The organism is Paenibacillus maysiensis, assembly GCF_000520815.1.
In the GTDB taxonomy this organism is placed as follows: Bacteria; Bacillota; Bacilli; order Paenibacillales; family Paenibacillaceae; genus Paenibacillus; species Paenibacillus maysiensis.
Genome location: NZ_ASRY01000274.1, coordinates 1 through 18654 on the forward strand (window position 1 = coordinate 1; position 18654 = coordinate 18654).

The 18654-nt window shown below is 49.6% G+C and carries 19 protein-coding genes and 2 pseudogenes; 7 read left to right on the forward strand and 14 right to left on the reverse strand.

The window, feature by feature from the left end; all coding sequences use genetic code 11:
* Window positions 1-1394: asparagine synthase (glutamine-hydrolyzing) (gene asnB, locus L696_RS0119935; RefSeq protein WP_025685202.1), on the forward strand; the 1394-nt coding region annotated here is incomplete at its 5' end.
* A gap of 171 nt (window positions 1395-1565) precedes the next feature.
* On the opposite strand, the gene L696_RS0119940 is transcribed toward asnB, so the two are convergent.
* The 3 genes from L696_RS0119940 to L696_RS0119950 all read right to left on the reverse strand — a co-directional run bounded on the left by L696_RS0119940 (window position 1566) and on the right by L696_RS0119950 (window position 4111).
* Window positions 1566-2198 (reverse strand): XTP/dITP diphosphatase, encoded by a 633-nt coding sequence (locus L696_RS0119940; RefSeq protein ID WP_025685203.1) that lies wholly within the window; start codon window positions 2196-2198, stop codon window positions 1566-1568.
* Window positions 2198-2959 carry a ribonuclease PH gene (rph, locus tag L696_RS0119945; RefSeq protein ID WP_025685204.1) on the reverse strand — a complete coding sequence of 254 codons (762 nt, stop codon included), beginning with the start codon at window positions 2957-2959 and terminating at the stop codon, window positions 2198-2200. The genes L696_RS0119940 and rph overlap by 1 nt, the downstream gene beginning before the upstream one ends.
* A gap of 93 nt (window positions 2960-3052) precedes the next feature.
* Window positions 3053-4111: a GerMN domain-containing protein gene (locus tag L696_RS0119950; RefSeq protein ID WP_025685205.1), complete on the reverse strand. Its 1059-nt coding sequence runs from the start codon at window positions 4109-4111 to the stop codon at window positions 3053-3055.
* A gap of 150 nt (window positions 4112-4261) precedes the next feature.
* Here L696_RS0119950 and L696_RS0119955 point away from each other — a divergent pair, with 150 nt between their 5' ends.
* Window positions 4262-4819 (forward strand): phosphatidylglycerophosphatase A family protein, encoded by a 558-nt coding sequence (locus tag L696_RS0119955; protein WP_025685206.1) that lies wholly within the window; start codon window positions 4262-4264, stop codon window positions 4817-4819.
* 208 nt (window positions 4820-5027) lie between these two features.
* Here L696_RS0119955 and L696_RS0119960 read toward each other — a convergent pair whose 3' ends face one another.
* The 5 genes from L696_RS0119960 to L696_RS0119980 all read right to left on the reverse strand — a co-directional run bounded on the left by L696_RS0119960 (window position 5028) and on the right by L696_RS0119980 (window position 9209).
* Window positions 5028-5813, reverse strand: coding sequence for an SDR family NAD(P)-dependent oxidoreductase (locus L696_RS0119960; RefSeq protein WP_025685207.1), 786 nt, complete (start codon window positions 5811-5813; stop codon window positions 5028-5030).
* 107 nt (window positions 5814-5920) lie between these two features.
* A complete protein-coding gene (locus L696_RS0119965) occupies window positions 5921-6559 on the reverse strand; it encodes a TetR/AcrR family transcriptional regulator (protein WP_025685208.1) in 639 nt (212 codons plus the stop codon).
* A 127-nt stretch (window positions 6560-6686) separates the two neighbouring features.
* Complete coding sequence (locus tag L696_RS0119970; RefSeq protein WP_025685209.1) at window positions 6687-7322, reverse strand: NAD(P)-dependent oxidoreductase; 636 nt, start codon at window positions 7320-7322, stop codon at window positions 6687-6689.
* A gap of 52 nt (window positions 7323-7374) precedes the next feature.
* Window positions 7375-8397, reverse strand: a complete 1023-nt coding sequence (locus L696_RS0119975) for an MBL fold metallo-hydrolase (RefSeq protein ID WP_025685210.1) — start codon at window positions 8395-8397, stop codon at window positions 7375-7377.
* Window positions 8398-8420: 23 nt separating this feature from the next.
* On the reverse strand, window positions 8421-9209 hold the full coding sequence (locus tag L696_RS0119980; RefSeq protein WP_025685211.1) for a class I SAM-dependent methyltransferase: 789 nt from the start codon (window positions 9207-9209) through the stop codon (window positions 8421-8423).
* 231 nt (window positions 9210-9440) lie between these two features.
* On the opposite strand from L696_RS0119980, the gene L696_RS0119985 reads away from it, so the two are divergent.
* The gene (locus L696_RS0119985) at window positions 9441-10319 is read left to right on the forward strand and encodes a DUF72 domain-containing protein (RefSeq protein WP_025685212.1); all 879 of its coding nucleotides are present in this window, start codon (window positions 9441-9443) and stop codon (window positions 10317-10319) included.
* On the opposite strand, the pseudogene L696_RS29755 reads toward L696_RS0119985, so the two are convergent.
* The 5 genes and pseudogenes from L696_RS29755 to L696_RS31010 all read right to left on the reverse strand — a co-directional run bounded on the left by L696_RS29755 (window position 10311) and on the right by L696_RS31010 (window position 13482).
* Window positions 10311-10971 (reverse strand): annotated as a pseudogene (locus L696_RS29755) (glycosyltransferase). The gene L696_RS0119985 and the pseudogene L696_RS29755 sit on opposite strands and share 9 nt — an antisense overlap.
* Window positions 10972-11012: 41 nt before the next feature.
* Window positions 11013-11552, reverse strand: coding sequence for a hypothetical protein (locus tag L696_RS0120000; protein ID WP_049827458.1), 540 nt, complete (start codon window positions 11550-11552; stop codon window positions 11013-11015).
* Window positions 11545-12867 (reverse strand): nucleotide sugar dehydrogenase, encoded by a 1323-nt coding sequence (locus tag L696_RS0120005; protein WP_049827459.1) that lies wholly within the window; start codon window positions 12865-12867, stop codon window positions 11545-11547. The genes L696_RS0120000 and L696_RS0120005 overlap by 8 nt, the downstream gene beginning before the upstream one ends.
* 28 nt (window positions 12868-12895) lie before the next feature.
* Window positions 12896-13318 carry a polysaccharide biosynthesis protein gene (locus tag L696_RS0120010; protein WP_025685216.1) on the reverse strand — a complete coding sequence of 141 codons (423 nt, stop codon included), beginning with the start codon at window positions 13316-13318 and terminating at the stop codon, window positions 12896-12898.
* Complete coding sequence (locus L696_RS31010; RefSeq protein ID WP_162472194.1) at window positions 13315-13482, reverse strand: hypothetical protein; 168 nt, start codon at window positions 13480-13482, stop codon at window positions 13315-13317. The genes L696_RS0120010 and L696_RS31010 overlap by 4 nt, the downstream gene beginning before the upstream one ends.
* 198 nt (window positions 13483-13680) lie before the next feature.
* On the opposite strand from L696_RS31010, the pseudogene L696_RS0120020 reads away from it, so the two are divergent.
* Window positions 13681-14145, forward strand: a pseudogene (locus L696_RS0120020) (GT-D fold domain-containing glycosyltransferase); the annotation flags it as partial.
* A gap of 180 nt (window positions 14146-14325) precedes the next feature.
* Entirely contained in the window at window positions 14326-15453 is a 1128-nt protein-coding gene (locus L696_RS0120025) for an SGNH/GDSL hydrolase family protein (RefSeq protein WP_025685217.1), read from the forward strand.
* Between the two features lie 131 nt (window positions 15454-15584).
* Here the strand turns inward: L696_RS0120025 and L696_RS28835 are convergent, their stop codons facing one another.
* A complete protein-coding gene (locus tag L696_RS28835) occupies window positions 15585-15980 on the reverse strand; it encodes a hypothetical protein (RefSeq protein ID WP_245233407.1) in 396 nt (131 codons plus the stop codon).
* A gap of 132 nt (window positions 15981-16112) precedes the next feature.
* Between L696_RS28835 and L696_RS0120030 the strand changes: the two genes are divergently transcribed.
* Complete coding sequence (locus tag L696_RS0120030) at window positions 16113-18092, forward strand: methyl-accepting chemotaxis protein (protein WP_025685218.1); 1980 nt, start codon at window positions 16113-16115, stop codon at window positions 18090-18092.
* A 56-nt stretch (window positions 18093-18148) separates the two neighbouring features.
* Window positions 18149-18325 (forward strand): YjfB family protein, encoded by a 177-nt coding sequence (locus L696_RS29760; protein ID WP_023990044.1) that lies wholly within the window; start codon window positions 18149-18151, stop codon window positions 18323-18325.
* Window positions 18326-18654: the final 329 nt, after the last annotated feature.

The following is an 18654-nucleotide window of genomic DNA, read 5'->3' on the forward strand; positions in this document are numbered from 1 at the left end:
ATAGCCACACCGAAGAAGTATTCGTATTTGGCTCAGAACCCAAAGCGCTGCTCCAGCACCCTGCGGTAGAAGCCGCAGTCGACGCCGAGGGATTGGCCGAAATTTTTATCATCGGGCCTGCACGCACCCCCGGACACGGCGTCTATTCGTCCATGAAGGAGCTGCGCCCCGGACATACGCTAACGTACAGCCGCGACGGTGTGCGCATTCAAGCCTACTGGAAGCTGGAAAGCTTTGCACATGAGGATAACACCGAAGAAACAGCACTCAAGGTACGCGAGCTGTTGCTGGATACGGTGGAGCGGCAGCTCATTTCAGACGTTCCGGTATGCACCTTGCTGTCGGGCGGTCTGGATTCAAGCGCACTGTCCGCGCTGGCTGTCGATTATTACAAGCGTACCGGGCAGGGACAAGTTCATACGTATTCGGTCGATTATGTGGATAACGACAAGCATTTTAAAGCCCATGCGTTCCAGCCCGGAGCCGATGCCCCATGGATTCAGCGGATGGTCGATAAGTTAGGTACGAACCATCACTGGATCGAATTCGATACGCCCGAGGTTGTAGCAGCGCTGAACAACTCCACACTAACGCGGGATTTGCCCGGTATGGCGGATGTGGATTCGTCGCTGTATCTCTTTTGCCGGGAGATTAAAAAGGGGGCCACTGTCGCCATTTCCGGTGAAGCGGCGGATGAAGTGTTTGGCGGATATCCGTGGTTCCATCGGGAGGATATGCTCAATTCGGGCACATTCCCGTGGGCAGTCGCTCCCGACATGAGAGCCAGTCTGCTGTCTCCCGAGGTGCGGGACTGGATCAAGCCCTTGGAGTATTTGAACGACCGCTACTCGGAAGCGGTAGGAGAAGTGCCAAAGCTGCCGGGGGAAGCAGATAAAGCCGCGCAAATGCGCGTCATGTCCTATTTGAACATCACCCGCTTTATGCCTACTCTGCTGGACCGCAAGGATCGGATGAGTATGGGGGCCGGACTGGAAGTGCGGGTGCCGTATTGCGACCATCGACTGGTGCAGTATGTATGGAACATCCCGTGGAGTATTAAAATGACGGGCGGACGTGAAAAAGGTATTTTGCGAAAGGCACTGGAGGGTGTACTGCCGGATGATGTGCTGTATCGCAAAAAAAGCCCGTATCCCAAAACGCATAACCCTTCCTATCTTGCTGCTGTGAAAAAACAGGCGCTGGATCTATTGGATGATTCCTCCTCCCCACTGCTCAAGCTGATTGATGCGCAAAAAGTACGGGATATCGCGGCCTCACCGGAGGCATCTACCAACCTGCCCTGGTTCGGTCAACTGATGTCAGGGCCTCAATTGTTCGCGTATTTGGCTCAAGTGGATAATTGGCTGCGCACTTACAAGGTAGCGATTCGGTAAGAATTAAACCAATAGCTAAAGCAGCAGGCTTCGAGGCAAAGAACGGCGATTGGTTCGTCGTATACGGGAAATAACGACGAGAAATAGTGAAAGTCAAAAAGGCTATCCGCAGCTCATGACTGGCGGATAGCCTTTTGATCGTTATGTGTCTCGCCTGTTACTTATATCAAGCTATGCCTGCGGATTCCCCAGCTTGTTCGCCAAGCCCCGCAATGCTACACCACGGTGGCTAATGGCTTGCTTTTGTTCCAGCGTCAGCTCGGCCATCGTCTTTTCAAACTCAGGCAAATAAAACAACGGGTCATAGCCAAATCCTCCGCTGCCTGCGGTTTCCGTTGTAATCCAGCCATCCACCGAGCCAGTCGATTCCAAGGTCTCCCCTGTCTGCGGATTATACAGAATCAAGGTACAGACGAATTGAGCCGGGCTCAGCAAAGGCTGTCCGGTATCATCACCAAGCTGCTTCGATTCCAGAACGTCGAGCAGCTTGATATTGTTTTCGTGATCGCTGGCGCCTTCCCCGGCATAACGGGCCGAGTATACGCCCGGCGCTCCGTCCAGCAAATCCACACACAGGCCGGAATCGTCAGCCAGCACGGGCAATCCGAGCACATCTCCGACCGCTTTGGCCTTTTTCAGCGCATTCTCGGCAAAGGTTTTACCATCCTCAACGACATCAGGAATATCGGGGTAGTCATACATGCTTTTGACTTCCTTGCCAAACGGAGCAAAGGCATGTGCGAACTCCCGCACCTTCCCTTTATTCTTCGTAGCGACAATAACAACCGGACCCTCCAACAGCATCAGGCCCCAGCCCCCGCACGTCCTGCTCCGATCTTGTCTGCAATCGGTCCGAGCACCTCTTTTTGACGCTCAATCATTTGCAGAATTCCTTGTTCACCCAAGCTGAGCAGTTGATCCAGCTCTTGACGGTCGAACGGACTTTCTTCCCCCGTACCTTGCAGCTCAACATACTTGCCGCCACCCGTCATTACGAGATTCATGTCTACCTTAGCCTTGGAATCCTCTTCATAGTTCAGGTCCAGCAGCGCTTTGCCGCCAACAACCCCCACGCTGACGGATGCCAGAAAATCGGTAATTGGAAAAACAGGCAGCTTGTGCTGTAGCGCAATTTTATTCACAGCAATCGCCAGCGCTACGAAAGAACCGGTAATTGAGGTCGTGCGTGTGCCGCCATCCGCCTGAATCACGTCACAGTCGAGCGTAATTGTCCGCTCACCCAGCGCCTGTAAATTCACAACCGAACGCAGCGCTCTTCCGATCAGACGTTGAATTTCCATCGTCCGGCCTGTCAGCTTCCCACGTGCAGCTTCACGCTGATTACGCGTATGAGTGGCCCGCGGAAGCATGGAATACTCTGCCGTTACCCAGCCCTTTCCTTGTCCCTTCATAAAGGGTGGAACACGTTCTTCCACGGTAGCCGTACAGATGACTTTCGTCTCGCCAACCTCTATAAAAACAGAGCCCTCCGCATACTTATTTACTCCTGCTGTCAATTTCATCGGGCGCAGCTCATCACTGTTTCGTCCGTTAGATCTACTCATGCTTTTTCCTCCTACGTCGTATGCAACCTGTTCTTGTACATTTATTCTACCAAAGTGTGCAGGCAAAAGCACCCCAAGGACGATTCCCCGTCCTTAAAGAGGAATTTCGTTAATATGCTGCGGCTTAGCTACAGGCTCTCCATAATTCTGATTATTTTGTCCAATCACGCTTTTTTCACCGTTCAGCTCAATTCGAATTTTGGTTTTAACCGCATCCTCTGAATTATCTGCCGCCGTCAGCACGACCGATTCCAGAAACTCGGCAGGCACCGCTTCTCCCTTGGCAAACATATCATCCGAGAGCGATACCGTAATCACGTTATCTTTGGAGCGTTCTACCGATTTCAGAGCGGTCTCCCCTGTCATGACTTCCTGTAATCCGTCCTTGGTCTGCGGACCCTGGATCAACTGATGCAGCGCGGACTGAACACGATCTTTTTCCGGGCTGACCAACCGTGTTACAGGCACATAATATTGAACTCCGGCAGGAGAAGATGAGGAGAAATACACGGTGACCGGACTGGAATCCAGCGGCGTTACGCCATGACCAACCTCCAGATTAATGCCTACTGCACGGGTCAACGGATGATCCAGCGGTGTGCCGCCAACAGGCATTTCATTCAGCTTTTTGCCATCCACCCAGATTTGTACGCTTTGAATATCGGGACGGTCAGTCAGGGTCCAGGTCAAGCTCTCCATCAATTTGCGTTCTTCCTGTGCCTTGTAGCTGCCGAACGATTTGTTGAATTCGACGACTGCCAGCTTGTTGTTCTTGTCCACCGTTACACTCTTCACTTCCGTACCTTGTGGCAGCACGCCCTTGAAGCCCTCTGGTAACAGTCCGGCATATGGCCCGCCCTCAACCAGTGTTTCCAGCGCCGACTTGGCATCCGCCTGCACATCACCTGTAGCAATCGGCAAGGATACCGGAGCCAGCAAACCGTTATGATCCTGTAAAAATACAGCCCTCAGCTGTCCGGTGCTGACGGGAGCTTTTCCGGTCACCGCCTTAATCATGGACTGCTCCGTCGTGGATGGCGGGGAATCAATAGATGCCGATTCGTTGCCGAAAAGGCTGCAGCCGGACAATAACAACGGCAGGGACAGCAGCCCTACTACAGACGTCACGCGCAATGGATGTTTTATGTTCATAAATGAAGTTCCTCCCTAACAATTTTGTACAGATTGTACTAATATGTATACGAGCCTCGCGTAAAAAATAACTACTTTTTCAGCCGACTGGACACACTGGTCATATTGTAGTAGAAATTAGGAACGATACGAGGAGGGAACTTCAACTTTATGGACAAGAAAAAAGTGCCTTATAGCCTGAACAGTAAAAAGGTAGCCGATGCCACCCGCGAATGGCTGCACAAGCGTGGTGTAAACCTTACAGAGATCGCAGAGCTGGTCATGCTTTTACAAAAAAAATATTATCCGAATTTAACGATGGAAGAATGTATGGAGAATGTGGAAAAGGTGCTGATGAAGCGCGAGGTTCAAAATGCGGTGCTCACAGGCATCCAGCTAGATATCCTTGCCGAGCAAGGCGCTCTCCTTCCCCCCTTGCAGGATATGATTGAAAATGATGAAGGGCTATACGGAGTGGATGAAATTTTGGCTTTTTCCATTGTGAATGTATACGGCAGTATTGGATTTACAAATTACGGTTATGTCGATAAGCTCAAACCGGGTGTGCTGGAACGCCTGAACGATAAAAGTCTGGGGCCGATCCATACGTTTCTGGACGATATTGTGGGTGCTATCGCAGCTTCGGCCAGCAGTCGTATCGCCCATCGCAAACAGGCAGAGCGCGAACAGGAGCTTGGAGAAGAAAGCGCACCGAATACAACCCGTTAATTAAAGAAGGATATACATTCCGCACGATGAAGGCTGACGATTATGATCAGGCTATTGCACTGTGGAATGGAATTTTACTGAATTCCAGAGGGCTGGAGTAGCGTCTGAGCGCTTGATCTATGTAAGCAGAAATGCCGGGTCTGATTCGAAGGAGAAACGATCAGACCCGGCGCATGGGGAAAACTAATGTGATTTATACAATCTAAATTTAATTTTTTGGGCGCAGTGTACGTTCTACAATTCCCAGCATGGATTGACGAGAGAAGAACCGGGACACCTGAGCTACCCAATAGTTTTGGCGACCGGAAATGATGTGACTGCGCCCCTTTTCAAATGCTCTCAGCGCGTTCTTCACAACGGTTTGGGGAGTTTCCCTAATTCCAACTGACGCTTCACTTGCGCCAACAATATCAAAAAACGGCGTTTCTGTTGAGCCTGGACAAAGGGCCAGAACTTTAAGCCCCCGTTTCCGGTTTTCGGCCCATAGCGCTTCAGTAAAAGAAAGCACAAATGCTTTGGTTGCTCCATACACCGCCATATACGGATCGGGCTGAAATGCGGCTGTGGAAGCAACATTGATTAATCCGCCATCCCGGTTACGCAATAAATCAGGCATAAATGCATGTGTGATATCGACTAAAGCAGCCACATTGAGGATGACTTCCTCATGCTGCCGTTCTCCTGAAACCTGTTCAAAGTATCCATAGGTGGCAAAGCCTGCATTGTTAATTAAGAGATCCACCTTTAGTTGATGTTTTTGAACCTCCTGATGTAATGTTTGCGGTGCTCCTATCGCGGAAAGATCAAGTGCGATGACTGTTGTCTTTACATTGTATTTAGCAGAAAGCTCTTTAGCCAACGCCTTCAACTTCGTTTCATTACGTGCCACCAAAATGAGATTGCATTTTTGAGCTGCCAGCGAATAGGCAAAGGCTTCGCCAATACCGGATGATGCACCTGTGATCAGAGCTGTTTTGTTTGCGTACATAAACATGATTATGAACCTCCATAGTATCGTTGTTTTATTTCAGAAACATTGTTACCATTGTTCCAAAATGAACTGAAGTCACCTATTATGACGACCTCAGTACACCTTATATCTTAAGATTGGGATGAGGATGTTTTAAATGCTGCGAGCGTATTCTTTAGTGTAAATGCATACACCCCTTGAGCTATATCCACATCTGAAAAATGACCTGCAAACTGAAGATGTATGACTCCATGTAAAGCAGACCAAAACATCCGGACAACCAGCAGCGGATCATGTTCTTCCAGTTCACCCTGCTCCATAGCGTGTATGACGGTTTCCAGAATTCGAGATAGGGCCGTAGTTGTACCCTCCAAACTCTGTTCATCCGGTTTAAAATCAGATAAAGCCCCGCCAAACATCATTTTGTAATAGGCTGAATGAAGCTGTGCAAATTGCCAATACGCCCAACTTAGGGCTTCCAGATCAGCGAGTACGTCATCAGTCTTCGGAGCTTGTTGAAAAGTTTCGGCTAATAGCCGACATCCATCCAGGTACATCTCATTGGCGAGACCATCCTTGCTGCCGAAAATACTGTAAATAATCTTGGTGGAACAGCTTAATTTCTGGGCAACTCGTCGCACGGTCACAGCCTCTGGCCCTTCTTCCGCAAGAAGGATACATGCCGCATCAATGACATTTTTACGTAGCAATTGCTGCTGCTGTAGCTTCACTTCCGAATAGGTTTTATAGGGATGCGATGGCTCGGACATTTTTTAATGCACTTCCTTACTATTTTTAACATAGAATTTGAACGTGGTCTTTTCAGAAACAACGTTACCAACAAGAATCATAGTATTCTAATTCTGAATTTTTGTCAAATATTAAACTCGTACAGCATCAATAGGCAATGCCTACCCGTGTGTGTAGAAAATCGCTACTACTCAACTGACGATAGGTAAAATCGGCCGTGTCAGCGGTCGTAATTTGTGTGCCACCCTCGGGCAGCAGATCCTTTTCCACGCGATATATGCCCGTCCGCGCTCCGTCCGGCAGCCATGTCGGGCAGACTATCGTCCAGTCCAGCGCCGAATCGCGCAGCCGTTCGTACACCCGGCGGTGTTCCTCAGCCGCACGGGTGCTGCGCCGCCGGGGCTCGGAGGATTCATACCGATACAAACCCAGCTCCGTCCGGCTCTGTAAAATCCCTGCCGTCCCCACTGTAATGAGCCGGGGAACGGACTGCTCCTGCATAAGCCGGATCAGCGAACGGATATTCACGGATAAGGTCTTGGTTCCATCCGTATTCAACGCGCTGATGACAGCCGTCGTCCCACCCTCCAGCGCTTGCGCTACATCCTCAGCGTTGGTGGCATCTCCTTGTACGATCTGGAGCAGCGTCCCATATCTTAATATGTAATCCTCCAGCTTGTCCGGTGAACGAACAAGAGCTGTAACAGTATGACCGTCCGCTAACGCATACTCCAGGATAAAACGCCCCACACGTCCGGTAGCCCCTAGCAGCAGCAAATTCATAAAAGCCTCTTTCCCGGCATGGATGCCGTTGTCCTTCTGTTACTTTCCGCCATTATTTCCCGCAAAGTGGATAGAAACGTGCGATAGGGTTCGTCTCGCTTATAGAGGCCCGACCGCGTCGCTCCAGTTCCACCAGATGAGCCAGTGTCTCGGACATGGCAAACCGTAGCTGATGAATCCCCAGTTTGTCACTAAATATAGCAATACACAGCTCATAGGCTGTACTGCCCTCTGGCTGGATCAATTCATGGAACTTGTCCAGCCGTTCTTCATGATGCTCCAGCAGCGCCTGCGTCCGTTCACGAAAATAACCAAACGGATTACGGTGCCCCGGATATGCCCACGCTACCTCTAGCTCGCCAAGCCGCTGCAAACCATTCAAAAAAGACTGCAAGGGCTGGGGGTCACTTCCCGGCAGCAGACTGATATTAGGCGAAATCCTTGGCAAAACCGCATCACCGCACAGAATAACGCCGCTATTCGGCTCATACAAAGAGACATGTCCGGGCGCATGCCCCCCTGTCTCAATGGGCAACCAGCCACGCCCACCCCATTCCAGACAGGCATCCTCCCCGACAGGAATAACGGTGATATCAGGCTGTGGATTCACTTGCAGATGAGCCTGCCGCATGTGCAGCTCCAAGGCCGATACCTGCTCCACAGGAAAGCCGTGACGGACAAAAAAGCTTGGCAGCCTCTGCTCCATCGGCATAGAGATATCCGCTTGTGAATCTGGCTGGCCCCACATCATCATCGCTTCCTTATGGCTTCGCGCTGACATATGTACACGAGCCTGACCTTGCTGCTGCAGCCAGCCCGCCAAACCATAATGATCCGGGTGATGATGAGTCACGACAATGTCCGAGATATCACCAAAGGACATCCCCAGCTCCTGGAAGACATGCGCCCATTCTTTCTCCGTATCCGTACTGCGCGGGCCGGGGTCTACGATCGTAAAGCCGTCCTTCCCCTTCAGCACATAGCTGTTCACCCAGCGCAGCGGAAAGGACATCGATATTTTGACCTGAAAGCCTCCATCTATTCGTTCACACGGTGTCAGCTCCGGCATCTTCATGGCTTCCCATCCGCCTTTCCGTATCAAGCACGCACGCCGACAAAAATCATTCGGGGCGATACATTTTCGATATATTCATCTTCGTTATAGCTTCCATGTACCTGCTCTACAGACAGTCCGGCTTCCTCCAGCAAAGCACGGAATTTTTCATATGAGTACAGCTTGACGCGTTCATGATACACACGTACAGGCTCTTCACCCGCTACAGTTGTATCCTGACCAGCAGCACCGCCATCAGAAGCCGAAACAGAAGCAATTGAACGAATGGCGATCTGTTTTTTCACAAATCCATCCTCGATAACCCGATGCTCCTCAATCTGATTTCCTTCATCCTCCCGTATCGAATGCGGCACCAGATGAGCGGCTACGTACGCAGGATTCAAATAATCTATTATAAAACGTCCGCCCGGCTTCAACAGCCGATAAATTCCTTTTAATACTTTAAGCTGCTCCGCATCCTCCTCAAAGTAACCGAAGGAAGTAAACAAATTCACCACCGCATCAAAACTCTCCTCCAGTGGCACCTCTCTCATATCGCCCTGATGCCAGCTAACCCGTCCTTCGGGATCGGCAGCATGTGCCTCACGCAGCAGCACACAGGACAAATCCACACCCGTTACCTTATAGCCCGCATCCGCGAGCGCAAGAGAATGACGTCCCATACCACAGCACAAGTCCAATACGCTGGAGCCCTGCGGCAACTTGAGCCAAGAGATCATTTTCTGTACTTCATGATAGGCTCCCTGAAAGTCGCGATGCTTGTATACTAATAAGTAATCTTCCCCAAAGCTCTGCTCATACCATTCCGCCATATTGTTTCTCCTCCATGAACTCATTTCGCTCTATTACATACCATATTAGCTTTTTCAAACTGGAAACTAAAAAACATTACGATTAAGCAACATGTTACAATATCCATATTTAAGCTTAAATATTCATAGGAACTTCATACCAGCTTCATGCGATTCACCCTATTTTATCATTAAAATGAATCATGGGAACGCCTTTTGGCGGTATTTATGAAGGAAAGGAGCGGCAACGTTATGATTCAAATCGGACTGACGGGTTGGGGCGATCACGATGATCTGTATCCGGTCGGCACCAAAGCCAATCAAAAGCTAAGCGTCTATGGAGGCCATTTTACAGTGGTAGAGATGGATAGTTCTTTTTATGCCGTACAGCCCACGGATCGTATGGCACGCTGGGTGACCGAAACCCCTGACTCATTTTCATTTCTTGTCAAAGCCTATCAGGGCATGACCGGGCATACGCGCGGCAAACAGCCTTATTTCAAAACCATCGATGCGATGTACGAAGCATTACATACTTCCATACAGCCTCTCCGCGAAGCGGGAAAGCTCAAGGCTGTGCTGTTCCAGTACCCTCCCTGGTTCGACTGTACACGTGAGAACGTCGCCGTGCTGCGTGACACGAAAAAAAGGATGGGAGATGTCCCATCCGTACTTGAATTCCGAAATCAAAGCTGGTTCACACCCGAGTTTCGAAAGCAAACACTGGCATTTATGCGTGAGGAAGGCTGGATACACAGCGTATGCGACGAGCCGCAGGCGGGATTGGGGTCCGTGCCGATTGTACCACAGGCTACAGACAGCAACCTGACGGTGGTACGTCTCCACGGACGAAATGTGTCCGGTTGGAATCAAAGCTCCGCGCCCAACTGGCGAGAGGTTCGTTACCTGTATCGGTATAATGAGAGCGAGCTGGCCGAATGGAAGGACCGATTGCTGGAGCTGGAGCAGCAAAGCCGTGAGGTGTGCGTTATTTTCAACAACAACTCAGGTGGAGATGCCGCCGCTAACGCCAAGCAGCTCATGACCATGCTCGGCATGGAGCCTAAGCCTTTTCCACTCCGCAAGCCACCCGAAGAGGACAACGGACCCGAACAGCTTGAACTATTTTGAAGAACGGGCTGAGGATGAAAGGTTTTGAATAGCACTCCTGAGCTTGCGTTCGTTATCCAGCAAATGCGGGTCCTCAGGCAAGTATTGCAAAGCTTTTTGGCTATGCTCATATGAAGCGTCCAGCTTGCCCAGATTGACACAGCAATGGCTAAGTCGTATATGCGGCAGCCAGGAGTAGCAGGGCACCGGAACAGCTCTCAAGCCAGATACGTCCTGCTGCTCCAGTGCTTTTTCGTACCAGTAGGTGGCTGTGCTCCACTCTTTTCGTGTGAAAAACCAGTCACCGATCATGCAGCACAAGTCCGCTTGCGGCACATCATATCGGAAGGAGCGCAGCAGACTATCCAGCTGTTGCTCCGGCTCCCCGAGATGAAGATAGCATTCCGCCAACCCCATCCAGCCACAGGATATAGGAACAAGTCGCCTTGTCGAGTGATTCGTTGCGGGCGGAGGCAAAATCGTCGTTCCAGTCGAATGTATATACCCGATCCGTATAACGGGCTGCAATGGTCTTCGTCTGATCCGTGGACCCTGTGTCCACGATGATGATTTCATCCATCAGATCCGCCACCGAATCAAGACAGCGGGCAAGCGTTTGCTCCTCGTTTTTCACAATCATACACAAGCTGATGGTCATCGGATGTTCAGTCATGACTTGACGCCATCTCCTTTACCTTTGGCTATATTCCCGGTCTATTTCCCGGTAGACCCGCCATCAGTATATGCACCTTTTCCTTCATCCTGCGCCTTGCCTGCCTGTTCAGGACGTGCAGTCCTCTCCGCTGGCAATGCCCGTCCCTCCATATGCCGGATTCGCTGTACCGCCTTGTCGAGCGCTGCCTTGCGCTGATTCATTTTGCGAACATGCTGCTGCTCCACCAGCCGGAATTGTTCCTCGTCTAACGCCATCCAGCGGGCCAAATGCTCTGCCCCCGGCTTGGCCTCACGCATATCTTTCGATTTTTTGCGGCCTGCGAAGCACAAATATTTGTGATGCACCTCCAGCGCTTGTTCATCAAAATAAGGATATAGCACACGGGACAGGCTCCCGGCATAGTAGGTCCGCTTGTGATCGTGAAATGGATGGTATCCGTAGGGTACAGAAAGGACGAGCGTCCCTTGACCCTGCACATGGCGGCAAATCCAGTGAATTCTGTTACGGGTGGCCTCATGGGATTCCTCCGAATTAATCTGCCCGTAATAACGCTCATTCACCTGATCACGGTTAGCCAACAGCGGCGCCCCCTCCAGTACCGGGATGCCCCAGAATCACGACATGCCCACCTGTGCAACGCACCGTCGCATTGCGTGTATCGAACACCAGCGGGGCATGGTCGACCAATTGCTGGTAGTCCAGCACAGAATGATCCGTTGTGATCACGACGATATCCGCACCTTCCCACAGCTGGGTATCCGCTACACGAGATTGGATGACCTCGCCATTTCGCTTAAAGCTCTTTACATACGGGTCGGTGAAGCTCACCGAGGCACCCATTTCCTTTAAGCGCTCAAACAGAACAAGGGCAGGTGATTCCCGAACATCGTCAATGTCTTTTTTGTAGGCTACGCCCGCCAGAACGATCTCGGCCTTGTTCATGGCTTTACCTTCCTGGGCGAGCAGGGTTTCAATTCGCTCCGCGATATACAGCGGCATACGTCGATTCATGCGATCTGCCAAGTCCACGAATTCCAGTGGAAAACCATGCTGCTCAGATTTCCATGACAAGCATAGCGGATCAACCGGGATACAGTGCCCCCCGATGCCAGGCCCCGGATAAAAAGGCATATAGCCGAAGGGCTTCGTTGCCGCCGCATCCAGAACCTCCCATATATTGATGCCCATTTTCTCACAAGCAGCTGTCAGCTCATTGACCATTCCAATATTGACGCTACGGAACGTATTCTCGAACAACTTGGCGGCTTCCGCCACTGTTGTCGAGCTAACCGGGACGATCTGATCCAGAAAGGAGCCGTAAAAGCTTGCTCCTATTGCCAGGCAACCCGGCGTACAGCCGCCAATCACCTTGGGCGTGTTCCGAATGTTAAAATGAACACTGCCCGGATCAACACGTTCCGGTGAAAAACACACATAAAAATCCTGACCGACCGTCCAGCCCCTGCGCTGTTCAATCACCGGGCGGATCAGTTCCTCCGTTGTTCCCGGATACGTGGTGCTTTCCAGAATCAGCAGCGTCTGTCTACGTAAATGAGGGATCGCCTGGTCGATAGCCGTTTCAATATAGGACGTATCCGGCTGATGTCCGTCTGTCAGCGGCGTAGGTACGCAGATCACGACGATATCCACATGCTCCAGCACCTTGATATTCGTAACCGGATGCAATCCCTGTCCGATCAGACCTTCCAATGCATCGTCGCCAATGTCTATGATGTACGATTGTCCTTGAAGCAGCTTGGCTATTTTGACGGGATCGGAATCCACACCATATACATCATAACCAGCCTTTGCCATTTCCACTGCCATGGGCAGCCCTACATAACCGAGGCCGATTACCGCAATCTTTACAGTTCCTTTTGTTATTTTTTTCATAAGCTGCAAAGTATCACCTCTTTCATCGTTACTCCATGCCTCGCAGTAGCTCAGCAATTCCAGCCCGATCCATTAACTCATCGTCCGAGCGGTATTGATCAAAGCTCACCCGCTCCAGCCCGCCATACTGGCTCAGTAATCGCTTGTCTGCCTGCTGTGGGAGAATGACAAAATAACGATCATCATAGCAGTACGTGTGCGGCACCTCATAAGGAGAAATCAGCACCTCATGCAGCTTTTCCCCACCGCGTATTCCGATTTCTTTTACTTTCAAGGCTGGCTGGCCCGCCTGCTCCTTCATCACTTCCGCCAGATCTGCAATGTTGCAGCCCTTCACTTTCATCACCAGCGTCTCTCCACCCATCGCCGTGACAGAAGCCTTCAGCAGCAAGCCAATCGCCTCTCCAAGCGTGAGGAAAAAACGGGTCATATCAGGACTGGTCAGCGTCAAATCCTACCCTTCCGCGATCTGGCCGCATTCGTCTGACTTAGCAAACTACGCAGCGTAAAGGTTCTGAATAAATCCAGTCGGTCACTGATCCACTCACGTGTCAGGCGGTTGGGATTCATCCCGTAGTTATTAAAATTAATTTCAATCACAATCTTGCGACTCATGTATCTTCCTCCCTTTCAACTGTCTTCTCTCAAGTTATGAAGACGCTCCTGAACCGGCATGTACAAATGCAACAAATCTTGCAAAAATAGGTACAATCCAAAAAGAATAGCCGTTCATACAAAAACCTTTTCGCTTTCGACATATGATAGAATACAAAGTTTTTTGCTCTATTTGAAAAGTTAAACAAGCAGGAACGTTGGGCATTCAAAGCCAATCTCGGTCAAAAGGGACTGTTTCTGCCGAATACAGAAATACGAGACGCGGTGGCTGAGGCAGTGAACAAAGCCAGCATCGCTGGCATTTTGCCATATGATGACGAATCTATTAAAGCACCATCCTATATGAAGCGGGAGCTGACCGATCAGGTCTTTGCACACTATGCTCTTTCCCCTTTACTGACCTGCCACGCCTGCCTGAATCGGTATTTGGCTGAGACACCCGCTTTCTGGGACATGCTGAAAAATCGACGCATTCTGCTGGTCACCCGGACGGCCGCTGAAGTAAGACCTATTCTTGAGGCCGAGCCGTACAGGCTGCATATCTCGCACACGCTCGCATTTCATCAATATGAACAGATGCCTGAAACACTCCAATGGATCACAGCACACAAAGATGACTTTGATATTGCGCTGTTCTCATGTGGTGTCAATGCAGCCGTGTAAGCACAAAAAACAGCAGAACTAACTGGCAAAGTAGGCATAGACTTCGGCAAGGCGATTAACATCGTCATGTTCGACAAAGCCAATTAATGCTTAAAAATAGACTTTGAGATTTCCCATCACTTATTTTACAATATTATAGAAACCAGCATTAAATTGGAGATCATGAGGAGGATATTTGAAATGACACATAACAAGAAATTGAAGACATATCCACTTACAAAAGCTAAGCATGTAAAGGTTCATGGTCGAACTACGCAAACACTTACACCACTAACTCTGTTTTGGACAGGCAGCGGCATTGAATTGAATATCAAAGGCTCGGAGCTGTGGATTGAAATGGAGACCGATTACCAGGTGTATGAGTCCTGGATCAGTATTGTCATCAATGGTGCCCCGATGAGCCGTCTGATGGTGGCCGCAGGACGGCATTGGATTTGTCTTTTGAGAGGAATGAATCCTGACATGGTTAAAAATGTCCGGGTGGTCAAGGATGTCCAGCCTATGAGTTCGGACTCGCGCTGCTTGTTGCAAATTCATGCCCTGAGAGTTGACGGAGAATTACTGCCGGTCACCGATAAGCCCCACAAGGTGGAATTTATCGGTGACAGCATTACCTCAGGAGAAGGAACAATTGGAGCGAAGGAGGAGACAGACTGGGTTCCCATGCTGTTCACAGCACTACGCAATTATACAGCCATAACAGCCGAAGCACTGAATGCGGACTACCGAGTGTTATCACAAAGCGGATGGGGTGTCCTAACAAGCTGGGATAATAATCCGCATGCGAACATACCGGCATATTATGAGCAAGTATGCGGTGTGCTCACCGGAGAGAGAAATGAAGCATTAGGGGCATTTTCAGATCATGATTTTACCTCATGGCAGCCGGACGTGGTCGTGGTGAATTTGGGGACTAATGACGGGGGAGCCTTTTATTCTCCTGCATGGACGGACCCAGCAAGCGGGAAAGTGTACAAGCAACGCTTGAACGAGGACGGCACATTCAATGAAGAAGATTTACAAGCTTTTGAAAACGCTGTCAAAAATTTTCTTACCAAGCTTCGGACCTGTAATCCTGCTGCCCATATTGTGTGGGCCTATGGGATGCTTGGTACTCCGATGATGCCCTCAATCTACCGGGCGGTAGACGCGTACAAGAAAAGAACGAGGGATCGGAATGTGTCCGTATTCCAACTGCCGAACACGACGGAAGAAACGTTAGGATCTCGCAGCCATCCCGGGCTCACCGCCCATACCAAAGCGGCAGATGAGTTGACAGGATATTTGCGAGAGATTTTAAAGAATTAGAATCCGGGAAGCAAAATAGGAGAATCGGTCACATGGGACGAGAAGCTCCGATTTTAGGAGCCGGAACTGATGAGCTTACAGCAAACAACACCTAGGATATTTGTATTCTGGGTGTTGCAGCGAGCTCTTAATTAAATAAATACTCGTCTGATATATTTAGAAAAAAGGAGTCGAAGCGATGCCAGTAAATACCTCCGGACCGTTACGTACGGTCGTCGATACCCCGGAAATATAAGAGGAATACACCGTTTGTATCGCCCATGGCGCGGAAAGATCCTGTGCATTAAAAGCCTGCGTTTCAGTAGCCCCTGTAACGCCAAGTACACCCTCTGCCCGGTAATATCATCGTTCGGATCGTAGTCGGCACCACGTACGATTTCAATCGCATACGTATCACCAAGCTCACCGATCAGACCGATGGAACCGCTAAAGGTCACTACCGGACCCGGTACGAGATAGGTTCGCAGCCCAATCAGGCCGAACCGCTCCGGTTCAGGACCCAGCCTCCAAATTGCAAGATACTTCATGTTATGCGAGAAATTCTTAAGCGTATTGGACAAATTAGCAATAAATCTATCAAATCCGCTTAAAATAGCCGATAATAAATACATATGCTATAAGCATTGGAAATGAATATGTATTTAGAAAGCAGGGGTTTGATGAAACAACTGAAACGAATGAGAACTTTAACTTTACGTAAAAAATTGACAGCAGCATTTCTTCTGGTCATGCTTGTTCCTAGTATTATTGTAAGTTTTTTTTCGTATCAGGCAGCGTATAACCAGACGAACCGCCAATTACTTGACAGTGCGACGACTAGCGTTACCGCATCTGATCGTGCAGTTACTCAAGCGATTCAAGCCAAAATCGCTGATCTCGAATATTACGCTACTACGATGACGGCTAGTGATAACAGTGCTGAAGCAGATGAAGCCATCCTGAAAAGGTTACAAGTGTATTTGAAAATGCATGCCGAAGCCGTCGATATGTTTGTAGGAACTCCCGAAGGAAAACTCATTATTGGCAAAGCCATAGGATCCAAAAACGATCCTCGTGAGCGTCCGTGGTACAAACAGGCCATGGAAAAACCCGGGCAAACCGTAATTAGCCCTGTAGGACTCAATACGGCTAAGGTCCCCGTTGTGTATATTTCACGTACACTTCCCGACAACAACGGTGTTCTCGGTCTTTCCCTGAACCTGAATAATTTGAAAGAAATTACAAAATTAAAAATCGGACAAAATGGTTATGTCATGATATTAGATGGTACCAAACGTATCGTCACTCACCCGACAGAAATCAGCGGAAGTACCAAAATCGGAGAAATAGTACCGCAACTGTTTGCCTCCAAGGAAGGCAGCTTTGATTACAATCTTAATGATGTATCTAAAAACCTGATTTTTAAAACCAATACGCTGACGGGCTGGAAAATTGCCGGAACGATGGACAAAGCAGAAACCAGTGCCTCCGCCAAACCGATTCTTGTCACAACTATCGTAGTGTTGGTGATTGCAGCCATCATCATTGGTGTGCTCGCAATGTGGATAATCAGCAGTATACTTAAGCCCATCCAGAGATTACGTAATTCTATGGATGCCATCAGCCAAGGTAATCTTTCGATTAAGGTGGCTACGACCAGCACAGATGAAATTGGTGAATTATCAAGATATTTTCAACAAATGGTAGATTACCTGCGTAACATGATTAGAGAAATTCAAGCGATGACAGGCAATTTGTCGGCATCCTCGCAAGAGCTTGCAGCAGGTGCAGAACAAACGACCCGTGCGATCGAGCATGTGACCATAGCCATTCAAGATGTAGCCGCAGGCAGTGAGCGCCAAGTGGACAGCGCTAAAGATAATCAGGAACGGATTAGCGGCATGGCAACAGACATTACCGCTATGACCGAAACCATGGCTGAAATGACCACTTACTCCGCACAGGCCATTCAGGCGTCGGATGCAGGCAGCGAGCATATCGGCAACAGCGTCATCTCCATTGACGGCATTCGTACTACAGTGGAAGAACTGGATACCATTATCAGTGCTTTGAGTGAACGATCCGGACGAATCGGAACGATTGTCACGGTTATTACCGAAATCGCCAGCCAAACCAACCTGCTCGCCCTGAACGCCTCTATTGAAGCAGCACGCGCTGGAGAGCACGGCAAAGGCTTTGCAGTTGTAGCGACTGAAGTCCGCAAGCTGGCGGAAAACTCAGCTCATTCGGCACAACAAATCCGTGAGCAAATTCAAGGGATACAGAGCGGTGTATCTGAAGCCCTGGTTGCCATGGAATCCGCCAAGGAACGCGTAAGTGAAGGTATCAATTCTGTTGATCTGTCCGGCCGCTCCTTCTCCCGTATCCGTAGAGCGATTGTTAAGTCGGCAAAGCAGCTCGACAACGTAGCAGCCTCTACAGCCGGGGTAGCAGATGGAACAAATGCAGTCGTCAGCAGCATGGAGGAAATTACACGTATTGCCGAAGAAGCGGCATCCCATACGGAGACCGTGTCCGCAGCCGCAGAGGAACAGCTCGCCTCCATGGAAGAGATCGGTTCGTCTGCCGCAGATTTGACCCGTCTGGCAGAACAGCTTCAAGATTTGCTGACAAAATTCCAATTGGATGAAATAAAATAACCGTTCCAACCGATAAATACAGAGAAAGAGTCTTCACAATGAAGGAGGGTTGGAACATGGATATCGCAGCATTATCAACAGGTATGAGTCAGGCCAGCTTGGCGCAAGCCGTAAGTGTGAAGGTATTAAGTATGGCTAAGGATCAGGCCAGTGAACAAGGACAGGCTTTAGTGCAGATGATGGAAAAAAGCGTACAGCCTCATCTTGGCGGTCAACTGGACATTCGCGCATAAGTACATCCATATGCTTGGTTAAGGGCGATTCTGCTCAGGTCTGGACAGACCCGGGTAGAATCGTTTTTTTATCTCCCTATTTTTCGTTCAGCACAAAACGTAGTAAACTAGACATATCGTCCACGACCTCGGTTCGGAGGATAGCGCAACATTCACACGTTTACATTTAAAAAGGAGGATACATAGTTTATGAGTTATTCTGAATATTTTGAAAAAGCCAGAGAGCAACAACTGGACGAGCTACAGGAATGGTTGTCCATTCCGAGTATTTCCGCATTATCCGAGCACAAAGGCGACATTAACAAAGCAGCCGATTGGCTTTTTTTTTT

Bases quoted from the DNA above. Each gene is read 5' to 3' on its own strand.
- L696_RS28835 (WP_245233407.1), bottom strand. From the start codon at position 15,980: ATGAAGTATCTTGCAATTTGGAGGCTGGGTCCTGAACCGGAGCGGTTC.
- rph (WP_025685204.1), bottom strand. From the start codon at position 2,959: ATGAGTAGATCTAACGGACGAAACAGTGATGAGCTGCGCCCGATGAAA.
- L696_RS0119960 (WP_025685207.1), bottom strand. From the start codon at position 5,813: ATGTTTATGTACGCAAACAAAACAGCTCTGATCACAGGTGCATCATCC.
- L696_RS0119985 (WP_025685212.1), top strand. From the start codon at position 9,441: ATGATTCAAATCGGACTGACGGGTTGGGGCGATCACGATGATCTGTAT.
- L696_RS29760 (WP_023990044.1), top strand. From the start codon at position 18,149: ATGGATATCGCAGCATTATCAACAGGTATGAGTCAGGCCAGCTTGGCG.
- L696_RS0119970 (WP_025685209.1), bottom strand. From the start codon at position 7,322: ATGAATTTGCTGCTGCTAGGGGCTACCGGACGTGTGGGGCGTTTTATC.
- L696_RS0119950 (WP_025685205.1), bottom strand. From the start codon at position 4,111: ATGAACATAAAACATCCATTGCGCGTGACGTCTGTAGTAGGGCTGCTG.
- L696_RS31010 (WP_162472194.1), bottom strand. From the start codon at position 13,482: ATGAGTCGCAAGATTGTGATTGAAATTAATTTTAATAACTACGGGATG.
- L696_RS0120005 (WP_049827459.1), bottom strand. From the start codon at position 12,867: ATGAAAAAAATAACAAAAGGAACTGTAAAGATTGCGGTAATCGGCCTC.
- L696_RS0119965 (WP_025685208.1), bottom strand. From the start codon at position 6,559: ATGTCCGAGCCATCGCATCCCTATAAAACCTATTCGGAAGTGAAGCTA.
- L696_RS0119975 (WP_025685210.1), bottom strand. From the start codon at position 8,397: ATGAAGATGCCGGAGCTGACACCGTGTGAACGAATAGATGGAGGCTTT.
- L696_RS0119980 (WP_025685211.1), bottom strand. From the start codon at position 9,209: ATGGCGGAATGGTATGAGCAGAGCTTTGGGGAAGATTACTTATTAGTA.
- L696_RS0119940 (WP_025685203.1), bottom strand. From the start codon at position 2,198: ATGCTGTTGGAGGGTCCGGTTGTTATTGTCGCTACGAAGAATAAAGGG.
- L696_RS0120025 (WP_025685217.1), top strand. From the start codon at position 14,326: ATGACACATAACAAGAAATTGAAGACATATCCACTTACAAAAGCTAAG.
- L696_RS0119955 (WP_025685206.1), top strand. From the start codon at position 4,262: ATGGACAAGAAAAAAGTGCCTTATAGCCTGAACAGTAAAAAGGTAGCC.
- L696_RS0120030 (WP_025685218.1), top strand. From the start codon at position 16,113: ATGAAACAACTGAAACGAATGAGAACTTTAACTTTACGTAAAAAATTG.